At 38.6% G+C, this 12,715-nt stretch carries 8 protein-coding genes and 8 pseudogenes; 4 read left to right on the forward strand and 12 right to left on the reverse strand.

The genetic code is table 11. From position 1 onward, the window contains the following. Positions 1-262: 262 nt before the first annotated feature. The 8 genes and pseudogenes from JCM19033_RS22855 to JCM19033_RS21015 all read right to left on the reverse strand — a co-directional run. Positions 263-658 (reverse strand): annotated as a pseudogene (locus tag JCM19033_RS22855) (glycosyltransferase); the annotation flags it as partial. 29 nt (positions 659-687) lie between these two features. Continuing rightward, positions 688-867, reverse strand: a complete 180-nt coding sequence (locus JCM19033_RS28570) for a glycosyltransferase (RefSeq protein WP_083465636.1) — start codon at positions 865-867, stop codon at positions 688-690. Between the two features lie 102 nt (positions 868-969). After that, the gene (locus tag JCM19033_RS20990; RefSeq protein WP_198153614.1) at positions 970-1,791 is read right to left on the reverse strand and encodes a glycosyltransferase family 4 protein; all 822 of its coding nucleotides are present in this window, start codon (positions 1,789-1,791) and stop codon (positions 970-972) included. 12 nt (positions 1,792-1,803) lie between these two features. Continuing rightward, positions 1,804-2,046 (reverse strand): hypothetical protein, encoded by a 243-nt coding sequence (locus JCM19033_RS20995; protein ID WP_054637797.1) that lies wholly within the window; start codon positions 2,044-2,046, stop codon positions 1,804-1,806. A 125-nt stretch (positions 2,047-2,171) separates the two neighbouring features. Further along, positions 2,172-2,788 (reverse strand): annotated as a pseudogene (locus JCM19033_RS21000) (acetyltransferase). Continuing rightward, positions 2,785-3,420 (reverse strand): annotated as a pseudogene (locus JCM19033_RS21005) (sugar transferase). Before JCM19033_RS21005 ends, JCM19033_RS21000 begins: the two co-directional pseudogenes overlap by 4 nt. A 5-nt stretch (positions 3,421-3,425) precedes the next feature. Continuing rightward, positions 3,426-4,537, reverse strand: a pseudogene (locus JCM19033_RS21010) (DegT/DnrJ/EryC1/StrS family aminotransferase). Between the two features lie 188 nt (positions 4,538-4,725). Beyond that, on the reverse strand, positions 4,726-6,315 hold the full coding sequence (locus JCM19033_RS21015; protein WP_306301424.1) for a nucleoside-diphosphate sugar epimerase/dehydratase: 1,590 nt from the start codon (positions 6,313-6,315) through the stop codon (positions 4,726-4,728). 147 nt (positions 6,316-6,462) lie between these two features. Here JCM19033_RS21015 and JCM19033_RS24640 point away from each other — a divergent pair, with 147 nt between their 5' ends. After that, positions 6,463-6,624: a hypothetical protein gene (locus JCM19033_RS24640; RefSeq protein ID WP_198153617.1), complete on the forward strand. Its 162-nt coding sequence runs from the start codon at positions 6,463-6,465 to the stop codon at positions 6,622-6,624. Positions 6,625-7,016: 392 nt separating this feature from the next. On the opposite strand, the pseudogene JCM19033_RS21020 reads toward JCM19033_RS24640, so the two are convergent. The 3 genes and pseudogenes from JCM19033_RS21020 to JCM19033_RS21030 form a co-directional block, all read right to left on the reverse strand. Beyond that, positions 7,017-7,783 (reverse strand): annotated as a pseudogene (locus JCM19033_RS21020) (tyrosine-protein phosphatase). Between the two features lie 113 nt (positions 7,784-7,896). After that, the gene (locus tag JCM19033_RS21025) at positions 7,897-8,598 is read right to left on the reverse strand and encodes a CpsD/CapB family tyrosine-protein kinase (protein ID WP_054637798.1); all 702 of its coding nucleotides are present in this window, start codon (positions 8,596-8,598) and stop codon (positions 7,897-7,899) included. Continuing rightward, positions 8,579-9,328 (reverse strand): YveK family protein, encoded by a 750-nt coding sequence (locus JCM19033_RS21030; protein ID WP_054637799.1) that lies wholly within the window; start codon positions 9,326-9,328, stop codon positions 8,579-8,581. Before JCM19033_RS21030 ends, JCM19033_RS21025 begins: the two co-directional genes overlap by 20 nt. Positions 9,329-9,783: 455 nt before the next feature. Between JCM19033_RS21030 and JCM19033_RS21035 the strand changes: the two are divergent. Both JCM19033_RS21035 and JCM19033_RS21040 read left to right on the forward strand, forming a co-directional pair. Then, a pseudogene (locus JCM19033_RS21035) lies at positions 9,784-10,406 on the forward strand (LCP family protein). Positions 10,407-10,551: 145 nt separating this feature from the next. Beyond that, the gene (locus JCM19033_RS21040; protein WP_198153615.1) at positions 10,552-11,046 is read left to right on the forward strand and encodes a VanZ family protein; all 495 of its coding nucleotides are present in this window, start codon (positions 10,552-10,554) and stop codon (positions 11,044-11,046) included. A 106-nt stretch (positions 11,047-11,152) separates the two neighbouring features. Here JCM19033_RS21040 and JCM19033_RS21045 read toward each other — a convergent pair. Further along, positions 11,153-11,478: pseudogene (locus JCM19033_RS21045) on the reverse strand (VanZ family protein). Between the two features lie 363 nt (positions 11,479-11,841). Between JCM19033_RS21045 and JCM19033_RS21050 the strand changes: the two are divergent. Then, positions 11,842-12,704, forward strand: a pseudogene (locus JCM19033_RS21050) (LCP family protein). Positions 12,705-12,715 lie beyond the last annotated feature (11 nt).

Below are 12,715 nucleotides of genomic sequence, written 5' to 3' on the forward strand. Positions count from 1 at the left end.
GCATAAACCCACTTCTTTCTGTTTTCTTCACTAAATTGGTGCTTCATTATTTGCTTGTAGTATTTATTGAAATTCATTTCTCTTATGGTAAAAATACATGACTTTGTTGGGGATTAAAGCAGAAATAATTGGTTTTAGTAAAAAAGGTAATACCTCTTTGGATAATTTAACAATTTAAACCCTAAGTAATAATTCTGCACTCTGCCAATAGCAGACTTTAAACTTCTTTTCTTGTAATCTTGTTCACTTTCATGGTATTTGATTAACGGCTCTTGGATATTATATGCTTTCTTGCCAGCATGATAAAACCTAAACCAAAGGTCTGAATCTTGCCCTTTTTCTGTCCTCTTAGAAACAGTATACCCCCCAATTGATCATATGCCTCTTTCCTCATCATAATTGAAGGGTGAATAAAAGGGGATCCCCATTTCATCGAGTATATATCAGGGTTTTCTTCCGTTTTCCTTATACCTTTAATCCTATTTTCATCATATAAAATAGCCCAACTTCCTACCATATCGTAACTTTTATTTCCTTCAAGGAACTCAACCTGCTTAAGCAGCCTATCCTTTATACATAAATCGTCTGCATCCATACGAGCAATATACTCACCTGACGCATATCTAAGACAGTGGTTAAGGGTCGCTGAAAGTTTTAAGTTTTTCTTATTTTAATTCAATGTTATTATTATTTATACTTATCTGCATACTTCTTTGCCACCAAAAATGTGCTGTCCGTTGAGCCATCATCACACAGAATTAATTCCCAATCATTAAACGTTTGATTTAACAAAGATTCAATACATGCTGGAAGTTGATCTTCACAATTGTATAATCCCATTATTACCGAAACTTTACATTTTTTCATTCTTAGTATTTCCCTCTCATACTTTTATATCAAAAGTCCAGATAGCTCCAATAAAACTAATAATTAAAATAATACAACTTATATTAGCATTAGCAACGACTCCTAAAAACTTTTCTCCATACTACATTTATATTTCAACTCCATTTGCTCTAAAATAATATCATTTACTTTGTGAACATCGAATAAATCAACTGCTCTTTTATATCCTTGTTCTGCAAACTTTATTGTTAGTTCAGGGTTATCATACATTTCTATCATTTTCTCTGCCAAAACCTGTGAATTCTTAGGAGGGACTAAAAATCCGTTAACCTCATTTATTACTGTTTGACGGCATCCCGAAACATCAGTAGCAATTACAGCTCTCCCGGTAGCCATAGCCTCAATAAGGACCCTTCCTTGCCCTTCATGATAAGAAGGGAGTACAACAACAAAACAGTCTTCGATAAATGGGTGGACATTATTAGTTGAACCCAAATATTCTATAGTACCTGAATCTGTCCACTTCTTTAATTGCTCAGGAGTAATAGCAGTTGGATTCGTGTCAAAAGGTCCTAGAATTTTAAATTTAATACCTGGACGTTCTTTCTTTGCTATTTTCGCTGCATCAAGAAATTCAAAGATACCTTTATCCTTAATTAATCTTGCAATAAATAAAAAACTGTTTTGATTTTTTAATTGTTTCCTCCTAAACACATCCAGGTTGACACCGGAACTCCCAATTACAATAACCTTTTCATTCCTAACTATCCCTTTTTGCTTAAACAAGGTAAGATCATCTTCATTTAGAAAAAATATTCCCTTACATTTTTTGAAAGCTGATCTATATAACGGTATTAGAAAAGTTTGTATTAACTTCATTTTTAATGTTGTATTTCGAATTACCGAGCCTGCCCCTGTCATCATCATATATATTTTTGATACCACTTAAGTGTGCAGCTAAAGTACCATATATGTTGGGTTTAATAGTATATGATAAAAAGCATCTGGTTTTTCTCTTTTTAATATTTTTATAATATCCCCTATAAGAGTCAAATCTTTTAAAGGATTCATTCCTGTCCTTTTCATATTTATAGCTACGTACTTTGCCCCTAAATCTTTAATTTTTGCCTCTACATTGCCATCATCATTTGGAGCACATGCAATGACTTCATGTCCGTTCTGTAGCATAGATTTAATCATATCTCCCCTAAAATTCACTAAAGAGGACCGTAGCTTCCTAAAATAAATACTTTCATGAATTATGCTCCTTTTGTATTTTAAAATTAATTAAAAATCTCGCATAAAAATGGTTAAAAATTTCCCATTTATAACTTCTTTGCTGGTACTCCTATATAGGTACCTACTTCGGATATGTCTTTAATTACAACAGCACCTGCACCGATTACGCTCATACTGGAAATGACTACGTTGTTACTTACAACACTCCCAATACCTATCCATGATCTTTGTCCTATTTTACACTGCCAGCTAAATTAGCACCTGGCGAAATATGAGCATAATCTTCAATTACACTATCATGATCTATGGTTACTGATGTATTAATTATGCAACCCTTTCCAATCTTTGAACAACAATTAATGACCGCCCCAGCCATTACTACTGTCCCATGTGAAAGCTCTACTTGCTCTCCAATTATAGCCGAAGGATGTATTAAAGTAGGCACACTAGCACCTTTCTCTTCAAGATCATCTTGAAGCTTTTCTCTTATTCTGTTATTACCAATACCGACGATAATATCGAAGTCCTCAATAAATTTATTAACATCTAATAAGTTTCCAACCACCTCTAAACCCATAGACATTTTAATACTTTCGCTATCGTCTAAAAAAGCTACTTTTTTCCACTTAGACATTTTTAAAGCAATGTCCGCAACTACTTTTCCATGACCATTTGCACCAATGATAAGAAGATTACTTTTCATAATTTTTTACTCCCTTTAAATGGTTCCATTGTAGCTGAACTTTCTGCATTTATGTCTTCTCGCATGAGTACCTTTTTAAAAAGTTAAAAAATATTATTTTCCAGTCCCCTTGGAGAGTAATATTATCAACATATTGTACGTCGAGGTCAAATTTATCTTCCCAACTGATAGTATTCCTTCCACTAACCTGTGCTAAGCCCGATAAACCCGGTCTAACTTCATGACGCCTTTTTTGGTGTGAATTATAAAGTGTCAGATATTGAACCAAAAGCGGCCTAGGGCCGATGATTGACATATCACCTTTAAGAATATTAAATAGCTCTGGAAGTTCATCCAGTGATGTGGAACGTAAAAATTCACCAAACTTCGTTAACCTAACACTATCCGGTAATAACTCACCATTTTTATCCTTCTCATCTGTCATGGTTCTGAACTTATACATTATAAAAACCTTCTCATTCATACCAGGACGTTCCTGTTTAAATAAAACCGGGCTTCCTAATTTGATTCTCACTAAGAAAATTACTATTAAAAAAACTGGACTAAGAGCCATAATAGCAACCAATGAAAACGCTAAATCCATCGGCCTTTTTTAAAAACCTTTTATATAAACCACCTTTAAAAGTGTGCATCACTTTCACCACAATTTCTTAATAGTTTCTACAACCTTTTCTATGTTCTCATCCGTCATTTTTGTATCTGAAGGTAAACATACGCCTTTTTCAAACAACTTTTCCGAAATATATGATCCAACAAAGTCGAATTTCTCAAAGAATGGCTGCATGTGCATTGGTTTCCAAATCGGTCTTGCCTCAATATTTTCTATTTCTAAAGCATCCATAATATCAACGGGTTTAACTTTAGCGCTTAGTATCATTGAGCTTAGCCAATAATTTGGTTCATTCCATTGGTTGCTAGGCATGAATTCAATACCTTCTAGCTCACCTAGCTTTCTCTTATAAAACTCAAATATGTACTTCTTTTTTTCTACTCTCTGATCTAAAACTTTCAGCTGTCCTCTGCCAATACCAGCAGCTACATTGCTCATTCGGTAATTAAACCCTAGTTCACTATGCTGATAGTGCCTAGCTGTATCCCTTGATTGGGTTGCCCAAAATCTTGCTTTAGCAATTCTTTCCTCGTTATTTGAAACGAGCATTCCGCCACCTGAGGTGGTGATGATTTTGTTTCCATTAAAAGAGAAGATGCCGTAGTCTCCAAAGGTCCAGTGTGCCTTCCTTTGTAATAAGTACCTAAAGACTCAGCAGCATCTTCTATTAAGGCCACTTTATATTTATTACAAAGTTCGACTATTCTATCTAAGTCTGCAGACAAACCATATAAGTGAACTACGATGACTGCCTTTACTTCTGGGTATTTCTTAAAAGCTTCCTCTAAAGCACTAGGACACATATTCCAAGTCTCATAGTTACTATCTATAAATACAGGAATCGCGTTTTGATAAATAATTGGATTGGCAGTAGCCGAGAAGGTAAGTGTGGGACAAAAAACAGTATCCCCTTCTTCTACTCCTGCTGCTCTTAACGCTAAATGAATCGCTGCTGTACCAGAAGATAAGGCCGCGCCACCCTTAGAACCAACCTTAGCAGCAAGTTCTTTTTCAAATTCATTCACATTTTCCCCAAGAGGGGCGATCCAGTTCGTATCAAATGCTTCTTTTACATATTCCATTTCATATCCCTCATCACTCATATGTGGTGATGAAAGAAATATACGAGATCCCGTCATAAAAAAACTTCCTTCCTTAACATGTATAGAATGGTAATTTGTTTAGTAAATTAGCACTTAATTGGATGTCCCCTCCTCTCCACCTAACTACTAACCTACCAATGAGAAATACTACTACTGGCAGCATGTCCTGTCAGTAGTAGTGACCTCAATTTTACTTCATAACAAATTATGAATTACTTTGCTTACTATAGTGCTAATAATTTCTCTAATCTAAAATGAGCAATCTCTAAAGTCTGTTCGCGTAGAACTGGGATAGAGTAACTCTCAAATTGTTCAATGAAGTCATATATAACACTAACATTAAACTCTGGTGTTTTCCCCCGATAAATCATAGGATAGATCTGTTCTTCATGCACCTCATCCTCTCCTAGTAATTCTTCGAATAACTTTTCTCCTGGTCTCATTCCAGAATATATAATTTCCATCTCCTTTTCAGTAAACCCAGATAATTTAATTAAATTTCTTGCTAAGTCCACAATCTTAACAGGCTCTCCCATATCAAGAACGAATACCTCGCCTCCTTCTGCTAATGAACCTGCTTGCAGAACAAGGCGTGAAGCCTCCGGTATTGTCATAAAATAACGTTCCATTTCAGGATGAGTAACAGTTACAGGGCCCCCTGCTTCAATTTGTTTCTTAAAATGAGGAATAACACTTCCGCGGCTTCCCAAAACATTTCCAAAACGAACGGCAACAAATTTTGTTTGGCTAACTTTATCCATATGCTGAACAATCATTTCGGCAATTCTTTTTGTAGCACCCATCACACTTGTAGGGTTCACTGCTTTGTCGGTTGATACCATTACAAAGGATGCAACTCCTGCTGCATCGGAAGCTTCCGCTGTGTTTTTAGTTCCTATCACGTTGTTTTTGACCGCTTCATGAGGGTTTCTTTCCATAAGCGGAACATGTTTGTGAGCTGCTGCATGGTAAACTACATCTGGTCTGTGCTTTTCCATTACCGCAAACATTCTTTCTCGATCCTGCACATCAGCAATTTCCGTAACAATACTTGTTAAACCACTTAATTGGTTTAACTCCATTTCAATGCTATAAATACTATTTTCTCCATGACCAAGGAGAATTAAGGTTGCTGGCTCGAACTTATATACTTGCCGGCAGATTTCTGAACCAATTGATCCCCCAGCTCCTGTGACTAAAATTGTTTTACCAGTAAGTTTTTTCCCAATTTTGTCAGTGTCGAGTTCAACTGGCTCTCTTCCAAGCAAGTCTTCTACTTGAACGTCTCTAAATTGCTTTACTGAAACCTTTCCAGTTAAAAGACCTTCAACAGAAGGAAGGATCTGAGTTTTCACTTTGGTCTTCTGGCATTCCTCATATATTCTCTGTAACTCTTTTTTCTTTAAAGAAGGAATCGCGATGACTATCTGCTCTACTTCATATTCCTTCACGACTCTTGAAATGTCATCGACCCCACCGGCTACAGGAAGCCCTAACACCTCTAAATTTTGCTTACTGATGTCGTCATCAATAAAAGCTACCGGGTGCATTTCTGTCTCTTTGTACTGTTGGATATTTCGGCATACGAGCGTACCCGCTCCGCCTGCTCCAATTATTAAGGTTCTAGTTTTTTCCTTGTTATCTTTCAAGTATCCATCTCGGTAGATTCTCCAGGCAAAGCGTGATCCCCCAATCAGTAAAATATGCAACATCCAGGTTACAATTAACGTCCTTATATGGAGGGTCTGGAAAAAAGAATATTGCATAATGCCTGTAACAAAAATCGTTAAGGAAACAGCTTGAAAAATAGCCACAAGCTCATTCACACTGGCATAAGACCAAACACGTTTATACAATTTAAAAAAATGTGCCAGAATGTGGTGAGAAATAACCAGTGTAGCTGAGCTTGCAAATAGAATAGCTGACCAGATGTATTCAGGCGAGTATAATAAATACCCCCTATGAATACTGCCGTTAGTACAATAAGTGTATCTATGGTCATCAATGTAGCTATTCTCTTTTTATACGTTAAGGGACTTGCTTTCTTTGGTGAATCTTTTATCACTGTAGATGAACTCAAACTTATCACTCCTTTTGTCTTTTTGTTACGAAAATATAAATAATGCCTGGTCCCACCAATTGTTGGTACTACCAGGCATTATTTATATTTTTAGCTTATGGAAATAGGCATTGAACCTAACCTCACACCGCACCCTTGGCGACAGGCGCCTAAGGTGTTACCCCACAGCACGGCCGAGTATCTCCGTTATTAAAGGTAAGGAGATATCACCTATAAAGAAAAGTGGTATTTTGCCGATAGATCTGATTGGCCCTCTTCGCCATGAAGGTGTTTCTCGAGCAACCCATAGATCTTCCGGCTGTAACTAGACAATTAAAAAAAGTAAACGCCTGAATAGGCGCGATAGGTTTATGCCTTTTGTCCAAAGGTATTAATGACCGAGAACTAGTATTAATCGTGTCTAACTTAGTAATATAAATAAAGTTATATTACTTTCTAAAACAAGCCAAACACTTTTTTCTTTTTTATGCGTTGCGGTTCATTCATTGCTATATATTGCCCCTTAACCAGGTATTCAGCATTTTCACTATAGAAAAAGGAAGCATCTAAACCAAACTTTCGCTCTACTTCCTCAAACGCCGCCTTCATTCTTGAAGGCCGCTTCTTTGTTCCATGGGCATCAGAAGCGATAAAATGAGTAAGTTCATGTTCTATTAATTGCATACTGAAACTCTTAACCTTTTTCCCAAAATCGCCCGTAATGCTTGATGCAGTCACTTGGGTGGTTGCCCCGTTTTTCACCAATTCATATAACATTTCAGGCTGTTCAATCAATTCCTTATTTCTTTCAGGATGAACAACAATCGGAATCAGCCCTGCTGCTGAATATCGTATAACATCTTTGACGTATACCTGGGCACATGGTCACTAGGCAGCTCTACAAATAAATAAAGCCCTCCGTCAGCAAGTGTCATGCTCTCTCCTCGTTCTAGTCCTTTCGGCAAGTCTCCGTGAATTCTGGTTTCTTGTCCTGGTAACACCGTAAGAGGTATGTTTTCTGCTTTGAAGGCTTCATTTAGGTCTCTGGTTTTTTGTATAATGTTTGATTTAGGATTTGCGTAAGTACCATTATTATGATGGGGCGTAGCGATAATAGTCGTAATACCTTCCTCTAGTGCCTTTAGAGCCATAGCCTTGCTTTCTTCAAAGTGCGCTGCTCCGTCGTCGGTATCCGGAAGGATATGACAATGAATATCAATCAAGTGACACCCTCCTCATTTTGTACAAAAGTCCTATTACTATGAAACTAACAAAATACATTATATACCACCTTGTAATTGATTGGAAGTTTTATGTTAATTTTTCTTCTAAATGATTAACTTCCATAATAGTACATGTAATTACTCGAAGTCTTTTCTTTTCTATTTAATACAGCACCTAATAATCTTGCATTCGTATTCTCTATTAATTCTTTCGCTTTCTCTGCTTCATCCTTTACGGTTATTCCGCTGCTTACGACAAGAACCACGCCGTCGCATATGCTAGCCAGCACTTGGGCATCCGTTACAGCAAGCAGTGGCGGAGTATCGATAACGATGTATTCGTAGTTCTTTTTCGCTTCCTCTAGAAGTTCTTTCATCATTCTTGACCCTAATAGTTCAGAAGGGTTAGGAGGGATAGGTCCACATGTTAATACATCCAATCCTTCTACATCTGTTGGTCGCACCGCTTCATGCAGACTCATTTGTTTTGTCACCACATTGCTTAAGCCAACATGGTTAGGAAGACGGAAGGTGTAATGAACCGTCGGTTTTCTCATATCAGCGTCAATTAGAAGAGCCCCTTTTCCTTGCTGAGCCATTACGACAGCCAAATTTGCGTTGACTGTTGACTTCCCGTCCCCAGGTCCTGCTGACGTTGTCATAATTGTAGAGACTTCTTCGTCTACTGCAGCAAACTGGATGTTTGTGCGGATGGTACGAAACTGCTCTGTTATCGGTGACCGTGGCTGTTCCTTTGCTATTAACGTTCTTGTTTTGTTCCCTTGTTCATTTTTATTACGAAATTTTTTGAGCATTAACCTTTTCACTCCCTGGTTCTTCTCGGTATGGTTTGGCTGCTTTCTGATCATTGGCATCCAATTCCGGAATAACTCCTAGGATCGGAAGCTCCAGACCTCTTTCGATATCCTGTTCTGTTTTAATCGTGTTATCAAGGAATTCTAATAGAAACGCAAGGCCAACGGCTCCCATTAAGCCGAGGACAAAGGCAATCGCCATATTCAGCATAGGCTGTGGTGAGACCGGTGACATTTCTTCTGTTAATTCAGCTGTTGATAGAATACTTACGTTATCAACACTCATAATGTTTACGATATCCCTTTCAAAAACATTCGCTGTCATGTTGGCGATGTTTACTGCCATTACTGGATCTGGATCTTGGACCGAAATCGATACGACCTGTGAGTCACCTTCAGCTGCTACGTTGATTTGATTGTTTAATGAGTTATAAGAACGTTCTAAACCAAGCTCTTCCCTGACACTTTCTAAAATCGTAGGACTTTTAATTATTACATTGTATGTATTGATCAGTTCACGGTTTGTATCGATATCACTAGTAGAATATGTTTGCTGCTCAGTTGGAGATTGATTTACGAGAATTTGCGTGGATGTTTCATAGATTGGCGTTAGTACAAAGAAGCTAATCGCAGCACTGATTCCTACTGCCGCCAAGGTAATTGCAATAATCATGACGATTCTTTTCTTTAACGTCTCAAGTATCTCTTTCAAGCTGATTGTTTCTTCCATACCTTCCTCCTGATGCTATTTCATATATTATTTTACATAATGTTACAGTCCCTAAAAACAATATAAGAATTGTATCACACCTTTCACTATTATTGTAAATTTTTCTTGTATAATCTCAACCCCCTTCCTATAATTGTAAAGGAATGAACTATTACCTTCAGAAAGCAGGAACGCAATCTATGAAGAAATTACTAATCGTTTTATTCAGTTTAGCAGGAGCTGTCATTCTTGCTATCGGCGGATATGCTCTTTATTTATACCTCTCTATTTCTAATACTGCCGACAGCATGCACGAACCATTGATTCGCGAAAGTGATAATTTACGAGATGTTGATTTTTCTACTCAAGAACCTTTGTCTTTTCTTATCCTTGGAATCGATGCGGAGGAATCGACCAGAGGACGCTCTGATACAATGATTGTCCTCACAGTGAATCCCGAAGACGAGTCAATGAAAATGGTAAGCATCCCAAGGGACACCCGAACAGAAATGGTTGGCCGTGGCAACGAGGATAAGATCAACCATGCTTTTGCTTTTGGCGGACCGGAGATGGCCATGGATACTGTGGAAAACTTTTTAGATATACCGATAGATTACTATGTTTCCATAAATATGGATGGTTTTAAAGATATTGTTGATGCGGTTGATGGGGTAACCGTGGATAACGCCTTTGCCTTTGAGCAATCAGGGTATGATTTTTCCGAAGGGAGATCAACCTGGATGGTGATGAAGCCCTTGCTTATGTCCGTATGAGAAAAAATGACCCTGACGGTGACTTTGGACGGAACACACGCCAGCGTCAGCTTGTGGATGCTGTCATTCATGAAGGGGCACAGATCTCTTCAGTCACTAAGGCCGGCTCTATTTTAGATGCCTTAGGAAACAACGTAAGAACGAACCTGACATTTGATGAAATGAGAGACCTTCAATCAAATTACCGCCAGGCGCGTCATGACCTTGAAGAGTTTGAGATTAGCGGCAATGGAACAAGAATTAATGGTGTTTATTATTTAGAGGTTCCTGAAGATGAGCGGCAACGAATATCAGGAGAACTGAAAAATCATTTGAAAGTAGACTAAAAAAATGGCTGTCGAAGCTCTTTCGACAGCCATTTTTATACGTAGTGACAAGTATTGGAACAACGTGCGTTATAATGTACAATGGGGAAACAAACTGTCATACCCAATTTATGGAACAAACAATAAAGGTTGGAGGAAACAAGAAATGAAGACAGGAACTAGGATTCTTATGTACACTTTATGCCTTTCTTGGATTCTCTTACTCATCGCTTTCAATTTAACAAACAGTATAAGTGATCTCATCATTCATGGAGAAGGCTTTTCCTTTCACATTGATCGTGATATTAACTGGAGGGCAGAATTTTCGGTTTTCGCTCTGGATTTATCAGACCGTTTATTTATCATTTCCAAGCTTGGGCACTTTGTGGCTTTCTTCATCTTAACCCTGCTCCTGCTCTCCTCTTTTAGATCTCAAAGGTTGGCGCTTGCGATTGCCCTCTTTTTTTCTATTATATTGGAGGTTCTACAGCCCTTCTTTGACAGAAATGGCTTAATCATGGATATGGTCATCAATTTAACGGCAGTTTACGCTGCTTTCTTCCTTTATAAAGGGGCTGCGTGGCTATTGTCTGCCCCCAAAGAAAAGAGTTCATTTTACCCGGAAAATTCAAGGATCGCCCGGCGGAGGAGGCTTGGATAATAGAAAAACCCCTTGGAAACAGCTCCAGGGGTTTTCTACTTTCTCTCTATTCTTGCTTTGGTTACATAAACAATGCTTAACGCAATCAAGGCTCCCGCTGAATTAATCAAAACATCGGAAAATACTCCGTCTCTTCCTGCACAAAGGTCTGGTGCCGTTCATCTATCGCGCCGTAGGCTGTGGCCAGCCCCAGGCTAGAATATATTGATATCTTTTCCCTCTAAGCGCCAGCCAAAAGAAGACAGCAAGCAACCCAAAGGCAGCAAGATGCACAAGCTTTCTTATGATATAATTAAGTATATCTGGATTAATCAAAGGATTCTCAAGCAATTGTCCTGTTGATTCACCTGTAAACCCCGTATGACGTGTCGCCGTTGCTATGAGTAGGCACCAGGCTGTCGCTGTCACCCACCATTTCCTATTTCCCTTCATTCCGAATCACCTGTCGTTAGTTGTAAGCTGTTATTTTACTATGATTTCCTTCTGTCTGACAACGCCAGATTCATAGTCTGGGCCTACCTTTCTACACAATTTGATAAAATTTTTATAGATATATAGATAATATTCTCTTATAATATACGGAGGGTGAAGTGTGTACCCTAAGAAATGGACGTTGGACGAAGGAATCTTAAAGGAGCGTTTAAGCCTATGGGACGTATGGAACAACGAAGGCAAGAGGCTCGGAAGAAGAGGAAAATAAAACGGTGGATTTTCATTCCTCTGCTTGTCATTGTTCTTCCGTTGACCTTATTTGGAACTTATTTAGGATATAAAGTGGTAACCACCGCATCAGATATGCAGGAAGATCTTGCCCGTGGTGAGAAATCAGATAAACGTGATGAAGCTGTTGATATTTCAAAGGATCATTTCTCGGTCCTGTTTCTAGGGGTTGATACCGATGATCCAAACGAGAATTCACGAGCAGATGCTTTGATCCTGGCGACATTTAATCGAGAAGACAGCTCCATTAAGCTTCTCAGTATCCCGAGGGATTCACTGGTCGACATTCCAGGGCGTCAAAACAGAGATAAGATCAATCATGCTCATGCCTTTGGCGGTGTCGATCTTACGATTGATACGGTTGAAAATATGCTGGATATTCCAGTAGACTTTTATACAAAAATGAACTTTCACGGCTTTGTCGATATCATTGACGCCTGGGCGGTGTTGAAGTTGACGTGCCGTTTGATTTTGAAACTCATGGTACAGAAGGAAGCGCCAATATGGTGTACTTTGAAGAAGGACGCCAGCATCTTGACGGCGAAGAAGCCCTTGGCTACGTACGAATGAGAAAGCAGGATCCTCGTGGAGATCTTGGACGCGGAGAGCGTCAGCAGGAAGTGATGGAAGCTGTGATCCGCAGAGCAGGATCGATTTCATCGGTCGCGAGATATGACGATGTTCTTGATGAAATTGGAAACAACATGTCAACAAATCTTTCCCTGGGAAATATTTTAAGCCTGCACCCTTATGCTCAGTCGTTAGATTCCATTGAAACGGTGAACTTATCTGGAAGTGATTTAACGCAAAACGGCGTGTACTACTACCAGGTATCTGAGGATTCTCTTCAGGAAGCCAGAGACCGTTTGAAGGTACACTTGGATATGATTGAAGAACCTCACACTTACTCTGCCCAGGAAGCAAGCGATTATGAATAGTCAATAGTGAA

It is taken from the genome of Thalassobacillus sp. C254, from assembly GCF_001310615.1.

Bases quoted from the DNA above. Each gene is read 5' to 3' on its own strand.
- JCM19033_RS21025 (WP_054637798.1), bottom strand. From the start codon at position 8,598: ATGCTCAAAAAATTTCGTAATAAAAATGAACAAGGGAACAAAACAAGA.
- JCM19033_RS20995 (WP_054637797.1), bottom strand. From the start codon at position 2,046: ATGATTAAATCTATGCTACAGAACGGACATGAAGTCATTGCATGTGCT.
- JCM19033_RS21040 (WP_198153615.1), top strand. From the start codon at position 10,552: ATGAAGACAGGAACTAGGATTCTTATGTACACTTTATGCCTTTCTTGG.
- JCM19033_RS21030 (WP_054637799.1), bottom strand. From the start codon at position 9,328: ATGGAAGAAACAATCAGCTTGAAAGAGATACTTGAGACGTTAAAGAAA.
- JCM19033_RS28570 (WP_083465636.1), bottom strand. From the start codon at position 867: ATGAAAAAATGTAAAGTTTCGGTAATAATGGGATTATACAATTGTGAA.
- JCM19033_RS24640 (WP_198153617.1), top strand. From the start codon at position 6,463: ATGAATACTGCCGTTAGTACAATAAGTGTATCTATGGTCATCAATGTA.